This window comes from Streptomyces sp. YS415 (assembly GCF_023544665.1).
In the GTDB taxonomy this organism is placed as follows: domain Bacteria; phylum Actinomycetota; class Actinomycetes; order Streptomycetales; family Streptomycetaceae; genus Streptomyces.
The window spans coordinates 154912-178414 of the sequence record NZ_JAMJFL010000003.1 but is presented as its reverse complement, the minus strand read 5'-3'; the positions used below and the strand labels follow the sequence as shown (position 1 = coordinate 178414).

16 protein-coding genes are annotated in these 23503 nt (G+C 69.6%); 8 read left to right on the top strand and 8 right to left on the bottom strand.

Annotation, left to right across the window (positions count from 1 at the left end):
* Window positions 1–184: 184 nt before the first annotated feature.
* The 7 genes from M8H82_RS05505 to ngcE all read right to left on the bottom strand — a co-directional run bounded on the left by M8H82_RS05505 (window position 185) and on the right by ngcE (window position 8450).
* Window positions 185–1477, bottom strand: coding sequence for a sugar ABC transporter permease (locus M8H82_RS05505; protein WP_250071275.1), 1293 nt, complete (start codon window positions 1475–1477; stop codon window positions 185–187).
* On the bottom strand, window positions 1474–2265 hold the full coding sequence (locus tag M8H82_RS05500) for an ATP-binding cassette domain-containing protein (RefSeq protein WP_250071274.1): 792 nt from the start codon (window positions 2263–2265) through the stop codon (window positions 1474–1476). Before M8H82_RS05500 ends, M8H82_RS05505 begins: the two co-directional genes overlap by 4 nt.
* Before the next feature lie 181 nt (window positions 2266–2446).
* On the bottom strand, window positions 2447–3544 hold the full coding sequence (locus M8H82_RS05495; RefSeq protein ID WP_250071453.1) for a substrate-binding domain-containing protein: 1098 nt from the start codon (window positions 3542–3544) through the stop codon (window positions 2447–2449).
* Window positions 3545–3677: 133 nt separating this feature from the next.
* Window positions 3678–4877, bottom strand: a complete 1200-nt coding sequence (locus M8H82_RS05490) for an ROK family transcriptional regulator (RefSeq protein ID WP_250071452.1) — start codon at window positions 4875–4877, stop codon at window positions 3678–3680.
* A 183-nt stretch (window positions 4878–5060) separates the two neighbouring features.
* Window positions 5061–5981 (bottom strand): carbohydrate ABC transporter permease, encoded by a 921-nt coding sequence (locus M8H82_RS05485; RefSeq protein WP_250071273.1) that lies wholly within the window; start codon window positions 5979–5981, stop codon window positions 5061–5063.
* Between the two features lie 19 nt (window positions 5982–6000).
* Window positions 6001–6930, bottom strand: a complete 930-nt coding sequence (locus M8H82_RS05480) for a carbohydrate ABC transporter permease (RefSeq protein ID WP_250071272.1) — start codon at window positions 6928–6930, stop codon at window positions 6001–6003.
* 74 nt (window positions 6931–7004) lie between these two features.
* Complete coding sequence (gene ngcE / locus M8H82_RS05475; RefSeq protein ID WP_250071271.1) at window positions 7005–8450, bottom strand: N-acetylglucosamine/diacetylchitobiose ABC transporter substrate-binding protein; 1446 nt, start codon at window positions 8448–8450, stop codon at window positions 7005–7007.
* Between the two features lie 345 nt (window positions 8451–8795).
* Here ngcE and M8H82_RS05470 point away from each other — a divergent pair, with 345 nt between their 5' ends.
* From M8H82_RS05470 to M8H82_RS05455, 4 genes are all read left to right on the top strand, one after another.
* Window positions 8796–12590, top strand: a complete 3795-nt coding sequence (locus M8H82_RS05470; RefSeq protein WP_250071270.1) for a GH92 family glycosyl hydrolase — start codon at window positions 8796–8798, stop codon at window positions 12588–12590.
* Between the two features lie 153 nt (window positions 12591–12743).
* Entirely contained in the window at window positions 12744–14738 is a 1995-nt protein-coding gene (locus M8H82_RS05465) for a hypothetical protein (RefSeq protein WP_250071269.1), read from the top strand.
* 88 nt (window positions 14739–14826) lie between these two features.
* Window positions 14827–16068: an AAA family ATPase gene (locus tag M8H82_RS05460; protein ID WP_250071268.1), complete on the top strand. Its 1242-nt coding sequence runs from the start codon at window positions 14827–14829 to the stop codon at window positions 16066–16068.
* A 137-nt stretch (window positions 16069–16205) separates the two neighbouring features.
* Window positions 16206–17408 (top strand): VWA-like domain-containing protein, encoded by a 1203-nt coding sequence (locus tag M8H82_RS05455; protein ID WP_250071451.1) that lies wholly within the window; start codon window positions 16206–16208, stop codon window positions 17406–17408.
* Between the two features lie 209 nt (window positions 17409–17617).
* Here the strand turns inward: M8H82_RS05455 and acnA are convergent, their stop codons facing one another.
* Window positions 17618–20335, bottom strand: a complete 2718-nt coding sequence (gene acnA, locus M8H82_RS05450; RefSeq protein WP_250071267.1) for an aconitate hydratase AcnA — start codon at window positions 20333–20335, stop codon at window positions 17618–17620.
* Between the two features lie 221 nt (window positions 20336–20556).
* Here acnA and M8H82_RS05445 point away from each other — a divergent pair, with 221 nt between their 5' ends.
* From M8H82_RS05445 to M8H82_RS05430, 4 genes are all read left to right on the top strand, one after another.
* Window positions 20557–21255 (top strand): hypothetical protein, encoded by a 699-nt coding sequence (locus M8H82_RS05445; protein ID WP_250071266.1) that lies wholly within the window; start codon window positions 20557–20559, stop codon window positions 21253–21255.
* A 37-nt stretch (window positions 21256–21292) separates the two neighbouring features.
* Window positions 21293–21490: a DUF4236 domain-containing protein gene (locus tag M8H82_RS05440; RefSeq protein ID WP_190194188.1), complete on the top strand. Its 198-nt coding sequence runs from the start codon at window positions 21293–21295 to the stop codon at window positions 21488–21490.
* Between the two features lie 64 nt (window positions 21491–21554).
* Window positions 21555–23084, top strand: a complete 1530-nt coding sequence (locus tag M8H82_RS05435) for a UDP-N-acetylglucosamine 1-carboxyvinyltransferase (protein ID WP_250071265.1) — start codon at window positions 21555–21557, stop codon at window positions 23082–23084.
* Window positions 23085–23101: 17 nt separating this feature from the next.
* On the top strand, window positions 23102–23503 hold the full coding sequence (locus M8H82_RS05430; protein ID WP_250071264.1) for a DUF6153 family protein: 402 nt from the start codon (window positions 23102–23104) through the stop codon (window positions 23501–23503).

Below are 23503 nucleotides of genomic sequence, written 5' to 3'. Positions count from 1 at the left end.
GCCTCCTTGCGATAGAGCTGTTCGAGCTGTTGCCGGGCTTGTCGAGTCTAATGTTCCGCCCCCGCGGCCGACGCCCGGGCGGTGCTTCGTGGGTCACGCGTCGGCTGTACCCATATTGCGGCGTTTCTACGACATGGCTGTTGCCCGGCACCCCAGGGGCGCCGGGCAACAGGTCCGTCGGAGGCTAGGCGCGACCGGCGGTCTTCTGGGTCTTGCGGGTGACCGCGTCGATGACGACGGTCGCCAGCAGCACACCACCGGTGATCATGTACTGGACCGGGGAGGCGATGCCCTCCAGGGCCAGGCCGTACTGGATCGAGACGATCACGAGGACACCGAGCAGGGCGTTCCAGGTGCGGCCCCGGCCGCCGAACAGCGAGGTGCCACCGATAACGGCCGCCGCGATGGCGTTCATCAGCAGGTCACCGGCGCCGGCGCCCTGGTTCGCGGAGGCGATCTTGGAGGCGATGAACAGACCGCCGATGGCCGCGAAGGTGCCGGAGATCGCGAAGACCGAGATCCGGACCATCTCCACGTTGATACCGGCACGGCGGGACGCTTCGACGCTGCCGCCGAGCGCGAACACCTTGCGCCCGTAGGCGGTGCGGCGCAGGACGAAGTCCGTGAGCAGCAGGACCGCGATGAAGAGCACCACGGCCAGCGGCAGGCCCTTGTAGGAGTTGTAGACCGCGGCGACGGCCAAGGAGACGATCGCCAGCAGCACCGTGCGCAGGATGGTGTCGCTCAGCGGCCTCGACGGCACGCCCGCGGCCTCGCGGCGGCGGTTGTCGTAGAAGGAGCTGAGGAAGAACAGCCCGGTCGCGACGATGGCGAGACCGTAGGCGGCGGCGACATCGGAGAAGTAGTAGCTGGTCAGCTTGGCCACCAGGCCGTCGCTGTCCAGGTTGATGGTGCCGTTGTCGCCCAGGATCTTGAGCATGAAGCCGTTCCAGAACAGCAGACCGGCGAGGGTCACCGCGAAGGCGGGGACGCCGATCCTCGCGAAGAAGAAGCCCTGGATGGCGCCGGCGGCGGTGCCGGTGAGGATGGCCAGCACGAAGGCGAGCCACTCGTTCATGCCGTGGGTGACGCTCAGCACCGCGAAGGAGGCGCCCGCGACACCGGAGAGCGAACCGACCGACAGGTCGATCTCGCCGAGCAGCAGGACGAACACGATGCCGACGGCGATCATGCCCGTGCCGACCATGGCGACGGAGATGTCGGAGAGGTTGCCCGCGGTGAGGAAGTTGGAGTTCAGGCTCTGGAAGATGATCCAGATGACCGCCAGGCCGATGACGACCGGGATGGAACCCAGGTCGCCGGCCTTCATCTTGCGCTTGAACTCGGAGACGTAGCCCGCGAGGCCCTGCTCGCGCACCAGCAGACGGGGGTCGACGACGGTCACGGCCGCGGCCGCCGCCTCGGGGTTCTCCACCGTGTGGTCCTCGGGCGGCGTGGAGGTCTTGTCGATGCTCACTTCTTGATCTCCCCATTGGAGCGCGCCGCACGACGGGTCACGGCGTTGTCCGTGGCGCCGGTGATGGCGGAGATGATCTCTTCTTGCGAGGTCGACTTGACCTCGAAGACGCCGTTGTTGCGCCCGAGGCGCAGGACGGCGACCTTGTCGGCCACCGCCTTGACATCCGCCATGTTGTGGCTGATGAGGATGACGGCGTGCCCGCGCTCGCGCAGCCGCTCCACGAGGTCGAGGACCTGGGCGGTCTGCTCGACGCCGAGGGCGGCGGTGGGCTCGTCGAGGATGACCAGCTTGGGCTCGCCCAGCATGGAGCGGGCGATGGCGACCGTCTGGCGCTGACCGCCGGAGAGCGAGGCGATCGGGATGCGGACGCTGGGGATGCGGATCGACAGCGTGTCCAGCAGCTCGCGGGAGCGGCGCTCCATCTCGACCTCGTCCAGGATGCCGCGCTTGCGGACTTCCCGGCCCAGGTAGAGGTTGCCGACGACATCGATGTTGTCGCACAGCGCGAGGTCCTGGTAGACCGTCGCGATGCCCAGGTTCTGGGCGTCGTGCGGCTTGTTGATCGTTACGGGCTTGCCGTCCCACTCGATGACGCCGTCATCGATGGGGTGCACGCCGGCGATCGTCTTGACCAGCGTGGACTTTCCGGCGCCGTTGTCGCCGACCAGGGCGACCACCTCACCGGCGTGGACCTCAAGCTCTACGTCGGTGAGCGCCTGAACGGCACCGAATCGCTTGGAGACCCCGCGCAACGCCAGCACGGGCGTAGCGGACACGTGAACCATCTCCTTCGCCGCCTGACCCGGCGGGAGGTTGTGCAAAGAATGAGGGGGAATTCCGTCCGGCACCCCGCGCCGAGCTTGCGGGGCTGTCGAGTGCGCGGGGCGCCGGAGGAGCCTTGGAGCATCAAGTCCCGTACGGGAACTCAAGGGTGAATTCCCGTACGTGTGAGGGACCTGGGGCTGCTTACTCGAGGCCGATCTTCTCGCAGGCCGCCTTGTACTTGGCGGTGCAGATCTCGGCGACGGTGTAGACGCCGTCCTTGACGACGGTGTCCTTGATGTTGTCCTGGGTCAGCGAGGTGACGTCGACCAGGACGGACGGGATGCCCTTGTTGGTGGGGCTGTCGACCTTGTCCTTGGCGATCGAGTCGAGCGACTTGCCCTGGGCGAGCGCGACGGCCATCTCGGCGGCGGCGTCGGCCTCGGGGGCGTACGGCTTGTAGACGCTCATGTACTGCTCACCCGAGACGATGCGCTGCACACCGGCGAGCTCGGCGTCCTGACCGGTCACCGGGACCTTGATGCCAGCGGCCTTGAGGGCGGTGATGATGCCGCCGGCCATGCCGTCATTGGCGGAGTAGACGCCAATGATCTTGTCCTTGCCGATCGCCGAGATCGCGCCCTCCATGTTGGCGTTGGCGTTCTCCGGCTTCCACTCCTTGGTGTCGTACTCCTTGCCGACGTTCACCTTGCCGTCGAGGACGGAGTGCGCGCCCTCCTTGAACTGGGCGGCGTTCGGGTCGGTGGAGGAACCGTTCATCATGACGATCTGGCCGTCCTTGGCCTTGTCGCCAAGGGCCTCCAGGAGCGCCTCGCCCTGGGTCTTGCCGACCGTCACGTTGTCGAAGGACGTGTAGGCGTCGATCGGGCCCTGCGCCAGGCGGTCATAGGCGACGACCGGGATGTCCGCGTCCTTGGCCTTCTGCACCGAGCTCTTGATGGCCGCGGCGTCGACCGCGTCCAGGATGATCACGTCCACCTTGTTGGTGATCATCGACTCGACCTGCTGAGCCTGCTGGCTCGCGTCCTGCTTGGCGTTGGCGTAGACGACCTCGCCCTTGCCGTTCGTCAGCTCGCCGATCTTCTCCTCGATCAGCGGGCGGTCGAACTTCTCGTACCGGGCGGTCTGGTTCTCCGGAAGGAGGAGACCGACCTTGATGTCGTCGCCCTTGGCGGCGGACGCCTTGGTGGAGTCGTTGTCGCCCGCTTCGTCGGCGCTGCCACAAGCGGCCAGCGAGACGGCCATTGCACCTGCGGCAACGGCAACGGCGGCACGACGCATATGCGTGTTCACTCTTGAAACCTCCCTGACGAGGCCGCGTCGTTGCGGCCGAGGTGGCTGGAAGTCAACTCGGCCACGCGTGCGACGTCAAGAAGTAAATCCTTAACGGGTTGGCAACGGTGCCATCCGTTCTCTAAGTGAAGGCGGGTGCCGCTGCGTGCAGGGTGCCGTCCAAAAGGGTCGAATCACCCATCTCGCTGAGGGCCAGGGCGAGTGCCCCGAGCACCTCCGCGCGGCCCCCAAGGGCCCCTGGAAGAACGGAGAGTTGACGTGCCGCGCTGGGGATCGCGTACCGGCTCACGGACTCCCTGATGGGCCCGAGAACCAGCTCGCCGGCCTCGGCGAGATCACCGCCCAGGACCACCCGGCTCGGGTTCAGGAGATTGCAGAGATTGGCCACTCCACTGCCGATGTGTCGGCCGACGTCGGCGATCACCCGACGGCAGCCCGGATCTCCGTCCCTGGCCAGCCGTACGACGCCCTCCATGGTGAGATCCGTGCCGTGGCTGGACTGGAGGAGCGGCAGCACATAGCGGGCGGCCGCGAAGGTCTCCAGGCAGCCGCGGTTTCCACAGCGGCAGACCGGGCCGGACTCGTCAAGTGTAATATGCCCGATTTCTCCCGCCGTGCCACCCGGGCCGCGGTAGATCTTGCCGCTGATCACCAGGCCCGCGCCGACACCGCTCGCGACCTTGATGTAGGCCAGGTCCCGGACCCCCCGGCCACTGCCCCAGACCAGCTCGCCGAGGGCGCCGAGGTTGGCGTCGTTGTCCACGTGCACCGGCACGCCGAGGCGGCCGCGCAGCTCCTCGGCGGGTTTGGTGCCGGTCCAGCCCGGCAGGATGGCGGTCGACCCGAGGGTCCCCGACTCCACGTCGATCGGTCCGGGCACGCCGAGGCCCACCCCCGCGACCTTCGAGCGGTCCACCCCGGTCGCCGCGATCAGGCGGTTGACCAGCTCTTCCGCCCGGTCGAAGCCCTGGGTCGAGGAGGCGTCCACATCCAGCGGCTCGGACTCCTCGGCGAGTACCTGGTGGGCCAGGTTGCCGACCGCGACGCGCAGATGGGTGTGCCCGAAATCCACCCCGATGACGATGCCTGCGTCCCCGCTCAGGGAAACGCTGCGGGCCCGGCGGCCACCCGCCGATGTGGGCGTGACCTCGACGGTCCCGCCGTCCTTCAGCTCCCGGACGATATTGGATACCGTCGCCGCCGACAGGCCCGTCGTCCTGGCGATCTCCGCCTGGGTGAGCGAACCCGCCAGCCGCACGGCCCGGACGACCCGCTCCAGGTTGGCTCGGTGCAGCGACGACTGCGACCCCGGAGTCTCCACGACGACCTCCTGCGCGCGGGACCGCTTCAGTGAGGCCCCGTCTATGTCCAACTAGTGAACTCTAAGCTGAGCCGTTCGGGTTGCCTCCCGTCAAGAGGTTGAACAACATCCGGGGTCCGGGACACGCCGACACACGCCGCTCCCTGGGGAGGGAGCGGCGTGCGCACGGGTGGTTGCCGAGGGTTACTTCAAGGTCGCGGAGGTCAGACCCGCCTGCACCTGACGCTGGAAGGACAGGTACACGACCAGCATGGGGATCATCGCGATGGTCACGCCCGCGAAGAGCACCGGAAGGTCGGAGGCGTACCCCTGCTGCTGCTGGAGCTGGATGAGCCCCTGGGTGAGCACGTAGCGCTCGGGGTCGTCACCGCTCTGCGGCTGCATCAGCACCGTCGGCAGGATGAACTGGTTCCACTGGCCGAGGGTGTTGAAGATGCCGACGCTGAGCAGTCCCGGCTTCGCCATCGGCAGCATGACCTGGAAGAAGGCCCGGGTGTGCGAGGCGCCGTCCAGGATCGCCGCCTCGAACACCGCGCTGGGCAGGGTCCGGAAGAAGGCGTGCATGAAGAACACCGTGAACGGCAGGGAGTAGGCGATGTACACCAGGATCAGGCCCTGGTAGGTGTTCAGCATGTCCAGCCGTTTGACCATGAAGAACAGCGGGACCAGCGCCAGGAACACCGGGAACATGGCGCCCGCGACGAAGAAGTAGTACATGAGCCGGTTGCCCCGGAACGGGTACCGGGCCAGGACGTACGCGGCCATGGAGCCGAACAGCATGGTCAGCGGCACCGAGAAGACGAGCACGATGACCGTGTTGATGAAGTAGTCCCCGATGCCCTTGTCCCAGGCCCGGGAGAAGACGTCCAGGGACCAGTTCTCGGGCCAGCCGAAGGCCGAGGAGCCGATCTGCACGTCGGACTTGAAGGAACTGAGCACCAGCCACAGCAGCGGCAGCACGATCAGCAGCGCCCACAGGGCGAGGAAGCCGTGCGAGAAGACGTTCAGTACGACGCCTTCGCCGCGTTCGTCGCGGGGGCGTGCCGGGGTCCTGTCCACGGGCCGCCGGGCGGGGGGCGCGGATTCCTTGATGGGTGCGCTCATGGGTCGTCGTCTCTCCCGCTCAGAACTCGATGCGCTCGCGGCGGGTGGCGCGCAGCGTGACCACGGACACGATCAGGGTGAGCAGCAGCATGATCACGCCCATGGCGCAGGCGTAGCCGCTCTTGCCGTACAGCAGGAAGTTCCGCATCATCACCGTCGCCATGACCTCGCTGTGGTGGTCGGGGCCGCCGCCGTAGTCACCGGAGGTCATGGTGGAGACCAGGATGAACATCTCCATCGCGGCGATGCCGAGGTAGACCCAGGCGGTCTGCACGGAGTCCCACAGCAGCGGCAGGGTGATGCGGAAGAAGGTGTGGGCCCGTCCCGCTCCGTCGATCAGGGCGGCCTCGTAGATGTCCCGGGGGATGGACTGCATGGCGGCGGAGAAGAGCACCAGGTAGAAACCGACGCCGTGCCAGACGACGACCGCCATCAGCGCCCACAGCACCATGTTCGGCTCGTTGAGCCACTCGATGGGGCTGTTCTCGTCGACCAGGCCGAGCTTGATCAGGGCGCCGTTGAGCATGCCGCCGCCGTCGCTGCGGTAGACCGCGCCGAACAGCACGGCGAGGATCGCCAGCGACAGGACCTGCGGGAAGAAGTAGACGACCTTGTAGAACCAGGAGCCGGTCACTCCCGAGACACCGCCGGCCCGCCCGCGCCCGCCCGCGTTCAGCATGAACGCGAAGAACAGCGCCAGCAGGATCGTGATCGCCGGGATGAAGATCAGGAACAGGATGTTGTGCCAGATCGCCCCCATGAAGATGTCGTCCTTGAACAACGCGGTGTAGTTGTCCAGGCCGACGAAGTTGAACGTCTGCGACTGCCCTTTCCAGTCGGTCAGCGAATAGCCGAACGTCTGGATGTACGGCCAGATCACGAAGATCAGATAGAGCGCCACGGGGACGAACAAAAACCCCGCGACGAACCGGTGCTGCCCTTTACGCATAGGCGTTTTCCTGCCCCTGAAGTCCCGTTCCGGGCCGGTGACGTCCGGCCCGGAACGTGGTCGGTCGAGCGGGATCAGTCCCGACGGTTGTTCTTGGAAGCCGGGTCCTTGGCCTGCTTGTCGATCGCGGCCTGCGCCCGCTTCAGCCACTCCTTGGGCTGGATCCGCTTCGCCATCAGCTCGTTGGAGGCGTTCTCGATCTCCGTGTTCATCTCGCTGTACCACTCCGTGTACAGGAACCGGAAGGTGTTGTCACCGGCGGCCTTGGACGCCTCCACCGTCGACTGCGTACCGGGGCGCAGCTGGACGCTGGAGTCCACGCCGTCCTTCAGGATCGTCAGCGAGTTCGCCTCCTTCGCGAACAGCGTCGACCACTCCTTGGACAGCATCATCCGCATGAACTCCTGGGCCGCGGGCAGGTTCTTCGCCTTGGCCGGGATGATGAACGGCTCGCCGGAACCGGCCCGGATCGCCTCGAACGGCAGCTTGCTGTCCGGGAGCAGCGGCATCGGCAGGAACTTCATGTCGAAGTCCTCCGGGGTCTGCTTCAGCTGCTCGTTCTCCAGCCAGGAGCCGCTGGTGATGAAGACCGCCTTGTACTGGTTCCACCGGGTCTGCGACTCGGTGTGCGTCAGACCGTTCGTACCGGGCATCAAGTAGCCCTTTTCGACGAGGTCGTAGACCGCCTCGATGGCGGCCGTCGCGGCGTCCGAGCCCACGAAGGCGTTGGGCTCCAGGTTGTCGATCGCCTTCATGGCGTCCAGACCGCCGGTCTTGGCGATCAGGTCCATGATGGCGACGTTGATGTAGTACGGGTACTTGCCCTGGTGGGCGAGGCCGCCGATGCCCTGCGACTTGGCGTCCTTGCAGATGGCGGTGAAGTCGTCCCAGGTCTTCGGCACCTCCCAGCCCTTCTCCTGGAAGAGCTTGCCGGAGTACCACAGGCCCCACACCGTGTAGATGTAGTTGAGCGCGACGACCTTGCCGCTCTGCATGCCGGCGTCCAGCGTGCCCGGGATCAGGGTGTCGCGGACCTTCTTGCTCGGGTCGTCGACCGACGGGGCGTTCAGGACCGCGGCGAGGTCGAGGAGCTGGCCGTTCTTGTGCAGGACGTCGATCGGGATCTGCTGGGCGCCCGAGTCGTCGACGATGTCCGGCGGGTTGCCCGCGTTGAACCGCGGCTGGAGCTTGCCGGTGATCTCCTGGGTACCGGTGTGGGTGGAGGTGACCCCCCACTTCTTCTCGAAGGACGCCTCCCACGCCTTGGCGTAGTCGTCGCCGTAACCGCCCTTGAAGACGACGACGTCGAGCTTGCTGCCCTTCTTCACGCCGAAGGGGTTCGACTTGGAGGTCTTGCCCTCGGTGTCGTTGCCGGAGTCGTCCTCGCCGCCGCCGCTCGCGCAGGCGGAGAGGAAGCTCATCGTGGGGACCGAGATCAGACCGAGTGCGGCGGACCGCTTGATCAGATCGCGGCGGTTTGTGCCCCCGGTGGTGCTGTTCGGGTCGGAAGTGGATCCCATGCTCAAGTCCTCGCCTTCTCCAGGACTCAGGCGGTGTACCGGATCCTCCGGGCACCGCGGTCAGGTCAAGCAGGGTCGTGCCGGAAGTACCGTGAATTGCCGACAGGTATAGTCCACTTCCCGCCAGCGGAGCAAGATCGAATGCAAGGTTGGCCTTCGGTCTTTTCCGAGTTGAGACCTCTCGGAAATATGAGCGGGCCGCGGCCCGTCCGACGGAAAAATCCCCGCCATTCCCCCCGAATGCCACAGGCAACACCCTTGACACGACAGGCCACTTGAGCCACTACTAATCCTTGCGCACCCATGCTGACAACGTTGTCCAGAGTGCAGGGAGAGTGCTTGCCGATGAGGCACAGACGTGGCACGGCGGTCGTGTGGACGACCGCCTTCGCTTTGGCGGTGGGCTCCCAGGGCGTGGCGGTCGCCCTGCCCGAGGCCCCCAGCACCGACCGGGAGTTCAGCTCCTCGTTCGAGAGCGGCGACCCCGCTCCGGACTGGCTGAACACGGTCGACGAGGCACCGGACGGAACGAAGCGGGCCGCAGGCGTGGACGGCGGATACAGCTCGGGCATTCCGGGCAATGTGACCGACCACGTCACGGACGTACGGGCCAGTGCCGAGAACACCGGCGGCGGGGAGGTGAAGGAGAACCTCGTCGACGGCGAACCCAGCACCAAGTGGCTGGTCTTCCAGCCCACCGGATGGGTCGAGTTCGATCTGGACAAGCCGGTCAAATTGGCCAGATACGCACTCACTTCGGCCAACGACTTCGCCGAGCGCGACCCGCGGGACTGGGTCCTCAAGGGCTCCGCGAACGGCACGGACTGGACGACCCTCGACACCCGCTCCGGGGAGAGCTTCGCCGAGCGGTTCCAGACCAGGACGTACGACATCGCCGAGCCGGCCGAGTACCGGCACTTCCGGCTGGAGGTCACCCGGAACAACGGCGCCTCCGGCATACTCCAGCTCGCCGACGTCCAGTTCTCCACGGGCGGCAGCGACGGGCCGGTGCCCCAGGACATGCTCTCGCTGGTCGACCGGGGCCCGAGCGGCTCGCCGACGGCCAAGGCGGGCGCGGGCTTCACCGGCAAGCGGGCGCTGCGCTACGCGGGGCGGCACACGGCGGACGGGCGGGCGTACTCGTACAACAAGATCTTCGACGTGGACGTGAAGGTCGGCCGGGACACCCGGCTGTCGTACCGGATCTTCCCCTCGATGGCCGACGGCGACCTCGACTACGACGCCACGAACGTCTCCGTCGACCTCGCCTTCACCGACGGCACCTACCTCAGCGACCTGAACGCCACCGACCAGCACGGGTTCGCGCTCACCCCGCGGGGGCAGGGCGCCGCCAAGATCCTCTACGTCAACCAGTGGAACAACGTCGCCTCGCGGATCGGGTCCGTCGCGGCCGGCAGGACGGTGGACCGGATCCTGGTCGCCTACGACTCCCCCAAGGGCCCCGCGAAGTTCCGCGGCTGGCTGGACGACGTGGCACTGAAGAACGTGCCGCGGGAGCGGCCCAAGGCGCATCTGTCGGACTACGCGGTGACGACCCGGGGCACCAACTCCAGCGGCGGGTTCTCGCGCGGCAACAACTTCCCGGCGACGGCCGTGCCGCACGGCTTCAACTTCTGGACGCCGGTGACCAACGCGGGCTCGCTGAGCTGGCTGTACGACTACGCGCGAGGGAACAACGCGGACAACCTGCCCACGATCCAGGCGTTCAGCGCGAGCCATGAGCCGAGCCCCTGGATGGGCGACCGGCAGACCTTCCAGGTGATGCCGTCCGCCGCCTCCGGCACCCCGGAGACCGGGCGGGAGGCCCGGGAGTTGGCCTTCCGGCACGAGAACGAGACGGCGCGGCCGTACTACTACGGCGTGCGGTTCGAGAACGGCCTGAAGGCGGAGATGACGCCGACCGACCACGCGGCCGTGCTGCGCTTCACCTACCCCGGCGACGACACGAGCGTCCTGTTCGACAACGTCACCGACCAGGCGGGCCTGACCCTCGACAAGGACAGCGGGACCTTCACCGGGTACTCCGACGTGAAGTCGGGCCTGTCGACCGGTGCCACGCGGCTCTTCGTCTACGGCGAGTTCGACCGGCCGGTGACCGAGGGCGACGCCAGCGGCGTCAAGGGCTACCTGCGGTTCGACGCGGGCGAGGACCGGACCGTCACCCTGCGCCTGGCCACGTCCCTCATCAGCGTCGACCAGGCCAAGGCCAATCTGCGCCAGGAGGTCCCGGACGGCACCTCCTTCGAGGCCGTCAAGCACCGCGCCCAGCGGCAGTGGGACCGCATCCTCGGCAAGGTCGAGGTCGAGGGCGCGACCCCGGACCAGCTGACCACGCTGTACTCCAGCCTGTACCGGCTGTATCTGTATCCCAACTCTGGCTTCGAGAAGGTCGGTTCGAAGTACCAGTACGCCTCGCCCTTCTCGCCGATGCCGAATCCGGACACCCCGACGCACACCGGCGCGAAGATCGTGGACGGCAAGGTGTACGTCAACAACGGCTTCTGGGACACCTATCGGACCACCTGGCCCGCGTACTCCCTGCTGACGCCCACCCAGGCCGGCGAGATGGTCGACGGGTTCGTCCAGCAGTACAAGGACGGCGGCTGGACCTCGCGCTGGTCCTCGCCGGGGTACGCGGACCTGATGACCGGCACCTCCTCCGACGTGGCGTTCGCGGACGCCTACGTCAAGGGCGTCGGCTTCGACGCGAAGGCGGCGTACGACGCGGCCGTGAAGAACGCCACCGTCGTCCCGCCGTCCTCGGGCGTGGGCCGCAAGGGCATGGCGACCTCGCCGTTCCTCGGCTACACCGGCACCGACACCCACGAGGGCCTGTCCTGGGCGCTGGAGGGCTATCTGAACGACTACGGCATCGCGCGGATGGGCCAGGAGCTGTTCAGGAAGACCGGCGAGAAGCGCTACCGGGAGGAGTCGGAGTACTTCCTCGACCGCGCTCAGGACTACGTGAACCTCTTCGATGCCGAAGCCGGGTTCTTCCAGGGGCGGGACGCGAAGGGCGACTGGCGCGTCGAGTCCTCGAAGTACGACCCGCGCGTATGGGGGCACGACTACACCGAGACCAACGGCTGGGGCTACGCCTTCACCGCCCCCCAGGACTCTCGCGGACTCGCCAACCTCTACGGCGGCCGGAACAAGCTCGCCGACAAGCTCGACGAGTACTTCTCCACCCCGGAGACCGCCTCCCCCGACTTCGTCGGCTCCTACGGCGGTGTCATCCACGAGATGACGGAGGCGCGGGACGTACGGATGGGCATGTACGGGCACTCCAACCAGGTCGCCCACCACGCCATCTACATGTACGACGCGGCCGGGCAGCCGTGGAAGGCGCAGAAGAACGTCCGTGAGGTGCTCTCCCGCCTCTACACCGGCAGCGAGATCGGCCAGGGCTACCACGGCGACGAGGACAACGGCGAGCAGTCGGCCTGGTACCTCTTCTCCGCGCTCGGCTTCTACCCGCTGGTGATGGGCAGCGGCGAATACGCCGTCGGCTCCCCGCTGTTCACCAAGGCGACCGTGCATCTGGAGAACGGTGCGGACCTCGTCGTCAAGGCGCCGAGGAACAGCGCCCGCAATGTCTACGTGCAGGGCCTGAAGGTCAACGGCAAGGCGTGGCACTCGACTTCGCTGCCGCACAAGCTGCTCGCCAAGGGCGGGGTCCTGGAGTTCGACATGGGTCCGCGGCCGTCGTCCTGGGGTACGGGCGAGGGCGCGGCGCCCGTGTCGATCACCCAGGACGACAAGGTGCCGACGCCCCGGGCGGACGTGCTCAAGGGTGACGGGGCCCTGTTCGACAACACCTCGGCCACCCAGGCGACGGTGACCTCCGTGGACCTGCCGACACCGGAGGCTGCCGAGGCCGTCCAGTACACGCTGACCTCCTCGGACCGGACCAAGGCGCCGACCGGCTGGACCCTCCAGGGCTCCTCGGACGGGACCGGGTGGACGACCCTGGACCGGCGCACCGGGGAGTCCTTCGCCTGGGACCGGCAGACCCGGGCGTTCTCGGTGGGGTCGCCCGGTACCTACGACACGTACCGCCTCGTGCTGGACGGCGAGGCGTCCGTGGCGGAGGTCGAACTCCTGGCCTCACAAGGGTAGTTGAGGTCCGAGACCGGGGGCGGCGCCGAGTGCGGCGCCGCCCCCGGGCCTCGATACCTGCTGACAGATCGTGATCGCGGTGCTTATGATGCCGCCGATGAAGAACTTCTCCTCTTGTGGATTGGGGGAATCGTCCGCGTCCGGTGAGTGCTGATGGCATCTCACTTCACGCACACGATTCCGACCCGCCTGCCGATGTGGCAGCGCGTACGCCAGTACGCCGTGCCACCGTCCATGATCGAGACCGCCACCGCTCGGCGTGCCGCCGGTGACTGGGCCGGGGCCTGCGCCGCCGCCCGGGTCGACGTCGATCTCGATCTGCGCGCCGTGCGCGACCGCCACGGCACCGAATTCGTCACCCGTCTGCGGGCGGACCTGCGCCGGCTGGCGCCGGATCTGCTCCGCTGGCACATGCCCCGGATCGCCCCCGACGGGCGGCTCCGGCCCGGCCTCACCCTGTCGCTGGCCCGCTATCCGGATGCCGGCGGCGGTCCGGTACAGCTGGTGGTGCGGACGCCGCCGGCCTGGGCGGACGCCGGGCAGCGGATGTCGCTGGCCCTGTGGGAGGAGTCCGGGAGCAGCGATCCCGGGCACCATCCGCATCCACATCCCGACCGGCGCTTCCGGCTCGACCTGCACCGGCACCTCTGGGACGCCGACCGCAGCGGCGAACTGACGCGCCGGGGCGCCGCCGGGGCGGGGGCGGGCGCCTCGCGGCTCCCCGGTTTCGCCGGGGACGGTGAGAGGTGGGCGGCCGGGGGTGCGCCTGGTCTTGCGCCGTCCGGTGGGAGTCGGGCCGCCGGGGGCGCGCCTGGTTCCGCGTGGCCCGGTGGGAGTGGGGCTGCCGAGGGCATGCCGGATTCCGCGGGCGGGGGAGGGAGTTGGGCTGCCAAGGACGCGCCCGGTCTCGCGTGGTCACGTGGGAGTTGCACCGCCGAGGGCATCCCGGATGCCGCGGGCGGCGGCGAGAGTTGTCCTGCGGGTACCACCTCGGAGGCCTCGTCGGTCGCGGCGGAGCGGGCTGTGGGGGCGGGTTCCGACTACGCCTGGGCCGGGCACGGTTGTGCCACCGGGGCTGCCATCGACCCCTCGCCGGTCCCTGCGGGTAGGGCCGCCGGGGTGAGGGCTGACTCCTCCTGGGCCACGGCGAGGTCCGCAACCGGGACCGCGCACGACTTCCCCGGCATCCCGACCAGTTGGACCACCGACGCTGCCCCCGACTCCTCCTGGGGCATGACCAGGTCCGCAACCGGGACCGCGCACGACTCCCCCGACATCCCGACCAGTTGGACCACCGACGCCACCCCCGGCTCCTCCTGGGCCACGGCCGGTTGGGCTGCTGAGGCTGAGCTGTTGCTGCGGGCCGAGGGGCGTAGTCGCGGGGCGTTCACCGTGCGGCTCGGTGCGCGCAGGTGGGCCGTGTTCGAGCTCGTCGCGCCCGACGACAGCCATGTCCCGACGATCCGGCCTGTGCGTCAGGAGCTCCCGCCGCAGGAGATCGCGGCGCTTCCGGTGCTGCCGGAGGCCGCGGCCCGGGTGCTGCCGGATCTGGAGCTGTTGCGGGCCGGGCTGATCACGGCCGACCGCCTGCACCCGCTCGTCGCCGCCGCGCTGGCGCCGATGGCCCCGGCACCGCCCCCGGCACCGGTGTCCCGCCCCGCGGGCGAACCCCGCGATCCGCATCGCGTGGAGTGCCGGGGCGAGGTGCACCGGATCGCGCTGCGGGACGGCGTACTGACGGCGATCGACCACGGCCCGGACGAACTGCGCCGGGAGGAGCTGCTGGTGGCGCTCGGCGGGCCGGCCCTGCCGTGTCTGCGGGCGATCGACGCGGTGCACCGCACTCCGGAGTCGCTGCCCGCGGTCCGGGAGCGGCTCGCCCACGGTGATGTCGCCGGGGCGCTGGCCGTGGTCGAAGGACTGCTCGGTCCCGCTGCGCTGCTGCGCGACGGGCCGCTCCGGGAGGAGCTGGAGTCCGCCGCGGCCGGCCGCATCGAGCACGGGCTGTTCCGCTCGGGACTGGTCGCCGTGCACCCCGCCGCCGCTGCCCCGGCAGAACACCGTCCCCGTCTCGACCGGCGTACGCCTTCCGTCTGGCGCTTCAAGCGCAACAGCCCGGGCCGGCCCCGTACCGCCCTGCCCTTCTGACCCGACGACCTCGTCACCGACCAGGACGTCCCCTTCCGCCTCGGCCCGCGCGGCTGTCCCGTTCTCTCCTCACACCCAGGTGATCCCCATGACTTCCAGCACCCTTGTGTCCACCGACTCCCAACTCGCGGTTGCCGACGACCTGTTGACGCTGCTGCGGACGACCACCACCGAACCGCGCCCCGACGAGCAGCTCGAAGCGCTCACCCTGGCCGTCGCCGCCGACCTGCCGGTGCTGCTCTGGGGCGAGCCGGGCATCGGCAAGACCGCGGCCCTGACCCAGCTCGCCGCCTCCCTCGAACTGCCGCTCACCACCGTGATCGCCAGTGTTCACGAGCCGACCGACTTCTCGGGGCTGCCCATCGTGGGCGACGACCCCGCGGTGCAGGGCGTGCCGATGGCGCCGCCGCAGTGGGCGGTGGAGCTGGTGCGGGCCGGGCGCGGGCTGCTCTTCCTGGACGAACTGTCCACCGCCACCCCGGCCGTCCAGGCCGCGCTGCTGCGGGTCGTGCTGGAGCGGCGGGTCGGCGCCCTGCAACTGCCGCCGGGCGTACGGATCGTGGCCGCCGCCAATCCGCGCGCCTCGGCGGCGGACGGGTGGGAGCTGAGCCCGCCGCTGGCCAACCGGTTCGTGCACCTGTACTGGGTGCACGACCGGGACGTGGTGGTGCGCGGCCTCGGCGGGGTCTGGCCCCGGGCCGAGCTGCCCCGGCTCGCCCCGGAGCGGCTGCCGGAGGCGGTGGCCCTCGCCCGGCGCGCGGTGTGCGGGTTCCTCGCCGCGCGGCCGACGCTGATCCACCGGCTGCCGAGCTCCGAGACGCGGCGCGGCGGAGCCTGGCCCTCGCCCCGGAGCTGGGAGACCGCGCTGACCCTGCTCGCCTTCGGTACGGCGGCCTCCGTCTCCCGGGAGGTGCTGGCGCTGCTGGTGCGCGGCGCGGTGGGCGACGGACCCGGGCTGGAGCTCCTCGCCCACCTGGACCGGATGGACCTGCCGGACCCGGAGCTGGTGCTGGCCGACCCGGCCCGCGCCGAGCTGCCCGAGCGCGGTGATCTCCGGCAGGCCGCGCTGGAGGCGGTGGTGGCCGCCGTCGGGGCCCGGCCGGAACGTACGCGCTGGGAGGCGGGCTGGGCGGTCCTGGTCCGGGCCCTGGAGACCGGCGCCCCGGATCTGCTGGTCGCCCCGGCCAAGGCGCTGGCCGCGGTGCGGCGCGACGACTGGGAGGTGCCGGCGGCGGTGGAACGGCTGGCGGCGATCGTCGGCCTCGCCGCCGGTGCGGACCGGTCGGTGGAACGGGCCGAGGCCGCCCTGGCGCGGGGGGCGCGCCGATGACGGGGGCCGTGCCGCGCCCGCGGGTGCTGCCCCGGCCGATGGCTCCGCCTCCGCCGCCGCGGCCGGTGCGGGCGACCGTGCCGGCACCGCCCGCCGCCGCGGGCGGGCACGCGGCGGACCGCGCCCTCCCGCTGGACATGGAGAAGCTGCTCACGGCTCGGCTGCACGCCGTCAAGGTCCGCCCCTATCTGGCCGTCGCGCTCTTCGCGCTCCAGGTGGTGGAGGACCGGTCGGTGCCGACGATGGCGGTCGACGCGCACTGGCGCTGCTACGTCTCCCCCGGCTTCGTGGCCCGCACCCCGGTGGAGGAGCTGGCGGGCGTCTGGGTGCACGAGGTGTCCCATCTGCTCCGCGACCACCACGGGCGCGGCGAGCGCTATGCGCGCGAGCACGAGGAGTACGGGCCGGGCGAGCGGCTGCGGCGCAACATCGCCGCCGACTTCGAGATCAACGACGACATCTACGGCGACGGACTGCCCCGGCCCACCGGGGCGGTGCTGCCCTCGCTGCTGCGGCTGCCGGACGGGCTGCTGATGGAGGAGTACCTGGGCCGAGCGTCGATGACCGGGCTCGTCGCCGAGCTGGCCTGGCTGGACTGCGGCGGCGGTGCCGACGGCGAGGAGCGGCCGTGGGAGCTGGGCGCCGACGGCTCCCACGGGCTGAGCAGGCAGCAGCGGGACGCGGTGCGCTTCCGGGTCGCCGAGGGGATCAAGGGGCGGCCGGGCGAGGCTCCGGAGGGGTGGCGCCGCTGGGCTGACGAGGCCTTCCACCCGCCGCAGCCGTGGCGGCAGTTGCTGGGGGCGGCGGTGCGCTCCGCGGCCGGGGCGCCGGGGGTGGGCGAGAACCACAGCTACCGGCGGCCGTCCCGGCGGTCGGCCGCCGTGCCCGGGGTGCTGCTGCCGAGCCTGCGGCGCATCCCTCCCCGGGTCTGCGTGGTGATCGACACCTCCGGTTCGGTGAGCGACGCCGAACTGGGCAGCGCGCTGGTGGAGGTGGCGGCGATCTCCCGGGCGGTGGGCGGGCGGCGCGACCTGGTCTCGGTGATCTCCTGTGACGCGGCGGCCGGGATCGCGGGCCCGATCTGCCGCGCCGAGGACATCGAGCTGATCGGCGGCGGGGGGACGGACCTGCGCTCCGGCTTCGCCCTGGCGCTGCGCTCCGGGCCCCGCCCGGACGTGATCGTCGCCCTGACGGACGGCCAGACCCCCTGGCCCGCCCAGCCGCCCTGCCGTACCGTCGTCGGCCTCTTTCCGCGTCCGGCCGGCCCCGCGGACGAGGAGGACCCGGACTACGTCCCGGACCGTCCGCCGCCCTGGGCACGTGTCGTCACCATCGGCTGAGCGGGCGGCCGCGCGGCAGGGAGGTGTGGGGTGGGGGCGGCTCCCGGAGGCGGGTTCCGGTCCACCGAGCATGGGAGCGCTCCCACCCCACAGGGTCGGAACGTAGCGCTGCGCGGCGCGCTTGTAAACGCCTGGAGCACAGGCGTCACACGCGAAGGGCCGCACCCCCGTCGCCGGGGATGCGGCCCTCAACCGCTGTGCCGTGCCGCTTACTTGCGGATCAGGCTGCGCAGCACGTACTGCATGATGCCGCCGTTGCGGTAGTAGTCCGCCTCGCCGGGGGTGTCGATGCGGACGACCGCGTCGAACTCGACGCCCGTGTCGGTGGTGACCTTCACCGTGCGCGGGGTGGTGCCGTTGTTGAGCTCCTCGACACCGGTGAAGGAGAAGGTCTCCTCGCCGGTCAGGCCGAGGGACTGGGCCGAGGCGCCCTCCGGGAACTGCAGCGGCAGCACGCCCATGCCGATGAGGTTCGAGCGGTGGATGCGCTCGTAGCTCTCGGCGATGACGGCCTTGACGCCGAGCAGCGCGGTGCCCTTGGCGGCCCAGTCGCGGGACGAGCCGGAGCCGTACTCCTTGCCGGCCAGGACGACCAGCGGGATGCCCTGCTCGATGTAGTTGCGCGAGGCGTCGTAGATGAACGACACCGGGCCGTCGGGCTGGGTGAAGTCGCGGGTGTAGCCGCCCTCGGTGCCCGGCGCGATCTGGTTGCGCAGGCGGATGTTGGCGAACGTGCCGCGGATCATGACCTCGTGGTTGCCGCGGCGCGAGCCGTAGCTGTTGAAGTCGCGGCGCTCGACGCCGTGCTCCGTGAGGTACTTGCCGGCCGGGGTGTCGGCCTTGATGGCGCCGGCGGGCGAGATGTGGTCGGTGGTGACCGAGTCGCCCAGCTTGGCCAGGACGCGGGCGCCCGTGATGTCGGAGACCGGGGTGGTCTCCATCGTCATGCCCTCGAAGTACGGGGGCTTGCGGACGTACGTCGACTCCGCGTCCCACTCGAAGGTGTTGCCGGTCGGGATCGGCAGCGCCTGCCACTGGGCGTCGCCCGCGAAGACGTCCTGGTAGGACTTGTTGAACATGTCCTCGCCGATGGCGTTGGCCACGACGTCGTTGACCTCGGCCTCGGAGGGCCAGATGTCCTTGAGGTAGACCGGGTTGCCGTCCTGGTCGGTGCCCAGGGCGTCGCGCGTGATGTCCACCTTCATGGAGCCCGCGAGGGCGTACGCGACGACCAGCGGCGGGGAGGCCAGGTAGTTCATCTTGACGTCGGGGTTGATCCGGCCCTCGAAGTTCCGGTTGCCGGAGAGGACCGAGGTGACCGCGAGGTCGTGGTCGTTGACGGCCTTGGAGACCTCCTCCGGCAGCGGGCCGGAGTTGCCGATGCAGGTGGTGCAGCCGTAGCCGACCAGGTTGAAGCCGACCTTGTCCAGGTACGGGGTCAGACCGGCCTTGTCGAAGTAGTCGGTGACGACCTTCGAGCCCGGGGCGAGGGTGGTCTTGACCCACGGCTTGCGGGTCAGGCCCTTCTCCACGGCCTTCTTCGCGACGAGGGCCGCGGCGACCATGACGTACGGGTTGGAGGTGTTGGTGCAGGAGGTGATGGCGGCGACCGTCACGGCACCGTGGTCGATCTCGTACGTCGAGCCGTCGGGGGCGGTCACGGGGACCGGCTTCGACGGGGCGCCGTTCGGCGTGTTCGCCGGGGCGTCGGAGGCCGGGAAGGACTCCTTGCCCGCCTCGTCGATGTCGTCCACGTAGTTGCGGACGTCCTGGGCGAACTGCTGGGCGGCGTTGGCGAGGACGATGCGGTCCTGCGGGCGCTTCGGGCCGGCGATCGACGGGACGACCGTCGACAGGTCCAGCTCCAGCTTCTCGGAGAAGTCCGGCTCGGCCTGCGGGTCCAGCCAGAGGCCCTGCTCCTTGGCGTACGCCTCGACGAGCGCGACCTGCTGCTCGGAGCGGCCGGTGAGCTTGAGGTACTTCAGAGTCTCGCCGTCGATGGGGAAGATCGCGGCGGTGGAGCCGAACTCCGGCGACATGTTGCCGATGGTGGCGCGGTTCGCGAGGGAGGTGGCGGCGACGCCCTCACCGTAGAACTCGACGAACTTGCCGACGACGCCGTGCTTGCGCAGCATCTCGGTGATCGTGAGGACCAGGTCGGTGGCGGTGGTGCCGGCCGGGAGCTCACCGGTCAGCTTGAAGCCGACGACGCGCGGGATGAGCATGGAGACCGGCTGGCCGAGCATCGCGGCCTCGGCCTCGATGCCGCCGACGCCCCAGCCGAGCACGCCGAGGCCGTTGACCATGGTGGTGTGCGAGTCGGTGCCGACGAGGGTGTCGGGGTAGGCCTGGCCGTTGCGGACCATGACCGTGCGGGCCAGGTGCTCGATGTTGACCTGGTGGACGATGCCGGTGCCCGGCGGGACGACCTTGAAGTCGTCGAAGGCGGTCTGGCCCCAGCGCAGGAACTGGTAGCGCTCCTTGTTGCGGCCGTACTCCAGCTCGACGTTCTGCGCGAACGCCTCGTTCGTGCCGAACTTGTCGGCGATGACGGAGTGGTCGATGACCAGCTCGGCCGGGGAGAGCGGGTTGACCTTCGCCGGGTCGCCGCCGAGCTCCTTGACGGCCTCGCGCATGGTGGCGAGGTCCACGACACAGGGCACGCCGGTGAAGTCCTGCATGATCACGCGGGCGGGCGTGAACTGGATCTCCTGCGACGGCTGGGCGCTCGAGTCCCAGGTGCCGAGCGCACGGATGTGGTCGGCGGTGATGTTCGCGCCGTCCTCCGTGCGGAGCAGGTTCTCCAGCAGGACCTTGAGGCTGTACGGAAGGCGGGCCGAGCCTTCCACCTTGTCCAGCCGGAAGATCTCGTACGACTCGTCGCCCACCTGCAGCGTGCTGCGGGCGTCGAAGCTGTTCGCCGACACGACAGTCTCCTTCTTTGATGTGCGCGTTCCCACCGCATCCTGCCGCCACGGCGACTTGGCCGATCCGCTAAGGTAAGGCTAAGTTAGGTCACCCTTACTGCCAGACCGATGATCGCGTGCGGCTGCGGTACGCCTCGGCAGATATCTCGATGTCGAGATAACTCTAGTACATGGGGCCGGGATGGTCATGCCCGGCCTCCGTGTGATGTCCTCCTTCCACCATGAAGCGAGGCGATTTCCACCGGCATGCGGGCGGCTGGACAAAATGGGTACCGCTGCCGACGACCGCATGGACGCGTCTGCGTCCCGGGCGCGCCCCGCTGCGCTGCCCTCTGCTGACCGACGACGACCTGGCGCGCGCCGCCTGGACGGCCGCCCATCTGCCCGACCTCTTCACAGCGCTCCGGCACGCCGTGTGCGCGCACCACGAGGGCTTCCCCGAGGGACTCGACGTGCGCGCCGTCCACATCCACCCGGTCTCCCGGGACGGCATCCCCTACGTCGGTGTCGAGTTCCGCGACCTCGGCGTCGCCGTGCACGGCACCCGCGTGGTGGACCTCGGCGGACCCGGGATCGCCGTCCAGCGCCGGATCGCGGAGGAGGACGCCGCGAACCCGCGCACCGGCCTGGACGAGGCGCTCATCGGGTACTGGAGCAGCATCCCCTTCGACTACGGCGTGATGGAGTGCTCGGAGTTCGAGCTGCGCGCCAACGGCCAGGGGTGGAGCAATCTGTCCAACGCCCTCGGCGAGTGCGTCACCCGGCTCACCTGGCGGTGCCCCGAGCCGGGTCTGCTGGAGCTGCGGACGGAGGAGGGGCGGGTGTCGCGGCACTCCTACGTCGTCACCGGCGCCCCCATAGCCGCCGTCACCTTCGACGAACCTGTGGAGTTCTGCCATCAGTTCGCCAGGCCGGGGTAACCGACAGGGGTCCGAACCGCTTCGACGGGAGGCCTCCATGCCCCTGACCTTTCGCAAGAGCTTCCGCATCCTGCCCGGAGTCCGGCTGAACATCAACCGGCGCTCCTGGTCCATCACCACCGGTGGGGCGAACGGCCCCCGGCACACCCACAGCAGCACCGGACGTCGTACGACATCGATGGATTTGCCCGGACCTTTCGGGTGGCGCCGTACCCGTACCGCCAGGCGGCGCTGACGCTCCGTCACCCGGACGGGTCCCCCAGGAGGCGCCATCTCATATCTGAGATAGCCTCAACCTCATGGCAGACGACTACCTCGTACGCATCGGCAAGCTCATCCGTGACGCCCGGCAACACCGTGGCTGGACACAGACGCAGCTGGCCGAGGCGCTCGGCACCAGTCAGAGCGCCGTCAACCGGATCGAGCGCGGCAATCAGAACATCAGCCTTGAGATGATCGCCCGTATCGGTGAAGCCCTGGACAGCGAAATCGTCTCTCTGGGCTATGCGGGTCCGATGCATCTTCGGGTGGTGGGCGGCCGGCGGCTGTCCGGCGCGATCGATGTGAAGACGAGCAAGAACGCGTGCGTGGCACTGCTGTGCGCCTCGCTGCTCAACAAGGGGCGCACGGTGCTGCGCCGGGTGGCCCGCATCGAGGAGGTCTACCGGCTGCTGGAGGTGCTGCACTCCATCGGTGTGCGGACGCGCTGGATCAACGGCGGGGTCGACCTGGAACTGGTGCCCCCGGCCGAGCTCGACATGGGCGCCATCGACGCCGAGGCGGCCGTCCGCACCCGCTCCATCATCATGTTCCTGGGCCCGCTGCTGCACCGGATGGACACCTTCAAGCTGCCCTACGCGGGCGGCTGCGACCTCGGTACGCGCACCATCGAGCCGCACATGATCGCGCTGCGCCGGTTCGGTCTGGACATCGCGGCCACCGAGGGCCTGTACCACGCCCAGGTGGACCGGGCGATCTCGCCCGACCGCCCGATCGTGCTGACCGAGCGCGGGGACACGGTCACCGAGAACGCCCTGCTGGCCGCCGCCCGGCACGACGGCGTGACCACGATCCGCAACGCCTCCTCCAACTACATGGTCCAGGACCTGTGCTTCTTCCTGGAGGCGCTCGGCGTCAAGGTCGAGGGCATCGGCACCACCACGCTCACCGTGCACGGCGTGCCGACCATCGACGTCGACGTGGACTACTCCCCCTCCGAGGACCCGGTCGAGGCGATGAGCCTGCTGGCCGCCGCGGTGGTGACCGAGTCGGAGCTGACGGTGCGCCGGGTGCCCATCGAGTTCCTGGAGATCGAGCTCGCGGTCCTGGAGGAGATGGGCCTCGACCACGACCGCACCCCCGAGTACTGCGCGGACAACGGCCGTACCCGCCTGGTGGACCTGACCGTCCGGCCCTCCAAGCTGGAGGCGCCGATCGACAAGATCCACCCGATGCCGTTCCCGGGCCTGAACATCGACAACGTCCCGTTCTTCGCGGCCATCGCGGCCGTCGCCTCGGGCAAGACCCTCATCCACGACTGGGTCTACGACAACCGCGCGATCTACCTGACCGACCTCAACCGGCTCGGCGGCCGCCTCCAGTTGCTGGACCCGCACCGCGTCCTGGTCGAGGGCCCCACCCGCTGGCGCGCGGCCGAGATGATGTGCCCGCCGGCCCTGCGCCCCGCGGTGGTCGTCCTGCTGGCGATGATGGCGGCGGAGGGCACGTCGGTGCTCCGCAACGTGTACGTCATCAACCGCGGCTACGAGGACCTCGCCGAGCGCCTCAACTCGATCGGCGCGCAGATCGAGACGTTCCGCGACATCTGAGCACGTAGGCTCGGACCATGCGGACGAGCGGGTACGTGCGGGCGGGAGGCGCCCTCGGGCAGCTGCTGCTCGTCGTCGTGCTCGCGCTCGGGGTGTTCGTGATGCACACCCTCGGGCACCCCGAGGACTCCTCCCCTGCGGGTTCGCACGCGTCCGCGCATGCGGCGGCCGTGGACCACCCGGCGGCGTCCGGGCCGGACGGCTCGTCCACGCACGAGCCCGCCGTGCCGATGGACCCGATGTCGCTGTGTGTCGCGGTGCTCTTCGGTGCCCTGGTGCTCGCCGCCCTGTCGAAGGCGGCGAGCGCCCGCGCCCGGGACGTGGCGGCCCGGCTCCTCGCCCAGGTCGCCGCCGTGGGGCGGCCCCGTCCACCGCCGCGCCGCCCCGATCTCACCCAGTTGTCCGTTCTGCGGCAATAG

Coding starts and splice junctions, on each gene's coding strand:
- M8H82_RS05500 (WP_250071274.1), bottom strand. CDS start 2,265: ATGGTTCACGTGTCCGCTACGCCCGTGCTGGCGTTGCGCGGGGTCTCC.
- M8H82_RS05495 (WP_250071453.1), bottom strand. CDS start 3,544: ATGCGTCGTGCCGCCGTTGCCGTTGCCGCAGGTGCAATGGCCGTCTCG.
- M8H82_RS05485 (WP_250071273.1), bottom strand. CDS start 5,981: ATGAGCGCACCCATCAAGGAATCCGCGCCCCCCGCCCGGCGGCCCGTG.
- M8H82_RS05480 (WP_250071272.1), bottom strand. CDS start 6,930: ATGCGTAAAGGGCAGCACCGGTTCGTCGCGGGGTTTTTGTTCGTCCCC.
- ngcE (WP_250071271.1), bottom strand. CDS start 8,450: ATGGGATCCACTTCCGACCCGAACAGCACCACCGGGGGCACAAACCGC.
- M8H82_RS05470 (WP_250071270.1), top strand. CDS start 8,796: ATGAGGCACAGACGTGGCACGGCGGTCGTGTGGACGACCGCCTTCGCT.
- M8H82_RS05465 (WP_250071269.1), top strand. CDS start 12,744: ATGGCATCTCACTTCACGCACACGATTCCGACCCGCCTGCCGATGTGG.
- M8H82_RS05460 (WP_250071268.1), top strand. CDS start 14,827: ATGACTTCCAGCACCCTTGTGTCCACCGACTCCCAACTCGCGGTTGCC.
- M8H82_RS05455 (WP_250071451.1), top strand. CDS start 16,206: ATGGAGAAGCTGCTCACGGCTCGGCTGCACGCCGTCAAGGTCCGCCCC.
- M8H82_RS05445 (WP_250071266.1), top strand. CDS start 20,557: ATGAAGCGAGGCGATTTCCACCGGCATGCGGGCGGCTGGACAAAATGG.
- M8H82_RS05440 (WP_190194188.1), top strand. CDS start 21,293: ATGCCCCTGACCTTTCGCAAGAGCTTCCGCATCCTGCCCGGAGTCCGG.
- M8H82_RS05435 (WP_250071265.1), top strand. CDS start 21,555: ATGGCAGACGACTACCTCGTACGCATCGGCAAGCTCATCCGTGACGCC.
- M8H82_RS05430 (WP_250071264.1), top strand. CDS start 23,102: ATGCGGACGAGCGGGTACGTGCGGGCGGGAGGCGCCCTCGGGCAGCTG.